This is a genomic window from Treponema endosymbiont of Eucomonympha sp. (genome assembly GCF_001028545.1).
Genome location: NZ_BBPW01000082.1, coordinates 1 through 3,412 on the forward strand (window position 1 = coordinate 1; position 3,412 = coordinate 3,412).

A 3,412-nucleotide genomic window follows, 5' to 3' on the forward strand; every position below is an offset into this window, starting at 1 on the left:
AAGTGAACGCGCGCCGCGCCGCGCAGGTGCACGTCCTGTTCAACATTACGGGCACCGTGCTTGCCGTGCTCTTTTTTCACCCCTTCCTGTCGTTCGTCGATTCGTTCTTCTCCGGCTACCCGCTGCCGCAAAAAATCCCTGAACGCCTGGCAACGCTGCATACGGTGTTCAACGCGGCGGCGGCGCTCCTTTTCCTGCCGTTCGTCCGCCCGATTGCGCGCCTCACCGAAAAGCTTATCAAAGCCAGCAGCGACGAAAAGCCGGACGTGTACCGGCTGGAGTTCGCGGAAACCGGCGCGAAAGAAAACGCGCTGGCGCAGATTATCCGCGCCGAAAAAGAAATCTCCGATATGGCGGAAATCGCCGACCACATGTTTAAGCGGCTCAAGAAAGGGTTCGCCGACCGGAGCGAGCGCTTCCTTGCAGATTATGCCGCGTTTGAACAGGAAGAACTTTACGCCGACCAGATGCAGGTGGAAGTATCGAAATTCCTGCTCCGCTGCACCGAAATGCCGCTCCCCGCAAAAGCCCGGAAGAATGTCCCGCTCCTGCTCACCGTCGTGAGCGAGCTTGAAAGCATGACCGACGACTGCTTCACCGTTGCCGTGCTGCTGAAGCGGAGTATCGAAAAGGAAATGTCGTTTCAGGCGGAGGACTTGGAGCGGCTCGTTCCGTATACCGATTTGGTGCAGCAGACCCTTGATTTTATCCGCGCGAACCTCAACCGGCGCCTGACGCCGGAACAGTTTGAGGTAGCCTCTCAGCTTGAGAGCCATATCGACGCCGTCCGCGGCGACCTGAAAAAACTCGCCCGAAAGCGTCTTGAAAGCGGCGCCGACGTCAAAGCCGAGCTGCTCTATATAGACATAGTCCGCAATATCGAGAAAATCGGCGACAAGGCGTTCAGCATATCCGAAGCGCTCTTCCGAATCAAAACCTGAACTCCGCGCCCGGCAGCTCCGAATGAGTACGCTATGCCGCAGGACTCGGGAACGGCGCAAGCGCACCCGGTGCGTTTGTTCGGCATTTAGGTTTTTCCTTTGGGACCCGGGTCCCAAACAGTGGAAGACGGGTGCGAAAGTCCGGGACTTGGGTACACTGGTTCGGGACCCGGGTTTTTATCTGAGGGACCCGGGTCCCAAAGTCCGGGACTTGAGTACGCTGGCTTGGGACCCGGGTTTCTATCCGAGGGACCTGGGTTTTTCTTTCGGTATCCGGGTGCGAAACTATGGTATTCGGGTATAAAATGCCGCAACTTGGCATATTGCCCGCTGCACAGTCGCCCAGCGCTATGGGAGGAAACAGCTAGACAGCGTTTCTGCTCTTCCGCTTGCTGCTGACGCTGGCAATAAACCCCCTGTCCGTACCGCATAAACGGACTGCCGCCCGTCCGCCACGGCTGTGCTTATCCTGCTACCGTTTGCCCGAAGGCGAATACAGGTAGTTGAAGTATTCCATATTGCTGCTATACGTCGCGTCAAACTTGGGCATTGTCGTCTGGTAGGAGTCCATGCTCTTCCAGAAAGCGTAGAACTCCGGGTCGCGGCGGTACGCTTCGGCGTAAATCGCGGAGGCTTCCGCGTCGGCTTTGCCCCTGATTTCCTCGCTCTCGCGGTACGCCTCCGACTGAATGCGGAGCAGGTCGTTTTCGAGCCTGCCGAGCCAGTCCGCTTTGTTACCTTCGCCCCGCGAGCGGTTCCGCTGCGCCACCTGATTGCGCTCCTTAATCATGCGGTTGTAGACGCTCTCGGTCAGCCCCTCGGCGTATTTGATTTGGCGCGGCACCACGTCTATCAGCTCGATTCCGAAGTCGCCGGTGCTCTCGCGCACCTTGTCCCGCATTTCAAGGCTGAGCTGCCGTCTGCCTTTCGTCACGCGCTCCGAAATCGCCGTCGCGTCGGAGAACCCGTCCTCGTCGGGAACGGCTTGCCCCGCCTGCTGGATGATAAGGTCGGAACTGCGCACGATTTCCGCGAGCGAGTTCTGCGCGATGACCATTCTGACCGACGAGTCGATAATGTCGTTCAGGCGTACGCCCGCCGTATGCACCGAGGTGAACGCCTGATAGAACTGCTTTGGGTCGCTGATTCGCCAGCGGCTTGTCGTATCGACGATGACGTACAGGTTTTCCTTCGTAGGCGCGGCTTCGTTGTCGCCGTCAAGCGAGAGAATCCGCTTGGGGTACGCGGTTACCACGTCCATTACCGGCACCTTCAGGTACAGCCCCGCCGCCGTCCGCGTGTTGACGAGCTTGCCGAAGCGGGTAACCACCGCCTGCTCGCCTTCCTTCACGATATAGAACGGTCCGAGCATGAGAAATATGACGGCGCACGCCGCTATCGCGCCTGCCGCCGCCGCCTTTTTGCTGATAATCATCCCTGCCTCCTAGCGGACGCTGCCGCCCGAAATGTTCTTGAGCGGCAGCACGTTGTCCAGCTTGCCGTCGATAAGCGTCTGGTTATCCTTCGCCTTGAATATGCTTTCCATAGTCTCAAGGTAGAGCCGTTCCCGCGTAATCTGCGGGGACGCGCGGTACGCCTCGTACACCGCGCCGAAGCGCGCCGCGTCGCCCCGCGCGTTGTTGACGCGCTCTATCGCGTAGCCGTTTGCCTGCTGAATCAGGCGGGCGGCTTCGCCCTTCGCCCTCGGAATCTGCGCGTTGTACGACTCCTGCCCCTCGTTGGTCAGGCGCTCCATATCCTGCGTCGATTTGTTCACGTCCTCAAACGCCGCCTTCACGCCTTCGGGGGGGCGCACGTTTTGCAGGTTCACCGCGCGCACGCTGATTCCCAAGCCGAGCTGCTGGAAGTTCTCGTTCATCAGCTCTATTGCCGCCGTCTCGATAGGTCCCCGTTCGAGGCGCATGACGTCGAGGATTGCGCGGTCGCCGACGAGCGTGTTCACCACCGACTGCGATATGTCGCGGATAGTCTTTTCGTGGTCTGCCACGTTAAAGAGCCACGCCTTGGGGTCGACTATGCGGTACTGAATCGTCCACTCGACTTCGATTATGTTCAAGTCGCCGGTGAGCATCGTCGATTCCCGCTTCATGGTATTGCTGGAACGGCGCGCGCCGCTTCCCCGCTGTTCCTCCTGAAAGCCGAACTGCTCGGTCTGCACCACGCGGGTGGGAATGACGTAGCTCTGCTCTATGCCGAAAGGCAGCTTGAAGTGCGCGCCCGGGTCGACGGTGCGGGCGTATCTGCCCAGCCGGGTAACGACCGCCTGCGAGGTCTCGTCGACGAAGTAGAGACCGGTAACGCCGACCGCGAGCAGCGCGGCGAGTGCGCAAATCCACAGCACCGTGCGGCGCTTGAGTTTGATATCGGGCATTTTCCACTTGGGGTACGGGTATTCTGTTGCCATAAACCTTCCTTATATATGAAACTGCGTGCGCCTGTTACTATACCTG

At 59.3% G+C, this 3,412-nt stretch carries 3 protein-coding genes; 1 reads left to right on the forward strand and 2 read right to left on the reverse strand.

Annotated elements, in window-relative coordinates:
• A partial coding sequence (locus AWU74_RS11555) for a Na/Pi cotransporter family protein (protein ID WP_187150830.1) occupies positions 1–941 on the forward strand: 941 nt, incomplete at its 5' end.
• 472 nt (positions 942–1,413) lie between these two features.
• Here the strand turns inward: AWU74_RS11555 and hflC are convergent.
• Both hflC and hflK read right to left on the reverse strand, forming a co-directional pair.
• On the reverse strand, positions 1,414–2,376 hold the full coding sequence (gene hflC, locus AWU74_RS04415) for a protease modulator HflC (RefSeq protein ID WP_059369986.1): 963 nt from the start codon (positions 2,374–2,376) through the stop codon (positions 1,414–1,416).
• 9 nt (positions 2,377–2,385) lie between these two features.
• On the reverse strand, positions 2,386–3,333 hold the full coding sequence (hflK, locus tag AWU74_RS04420; RefSeq protein ID WP_062328016.1) for an FtsH protease activity modulator HflK: 948 nt from the start codon (positions 3,331–3,333) through the stop codon (positions 2,386–2,388).
• Between the last annotated feature and the right edge of the window lie 79 nt (positions 3,334–3,412).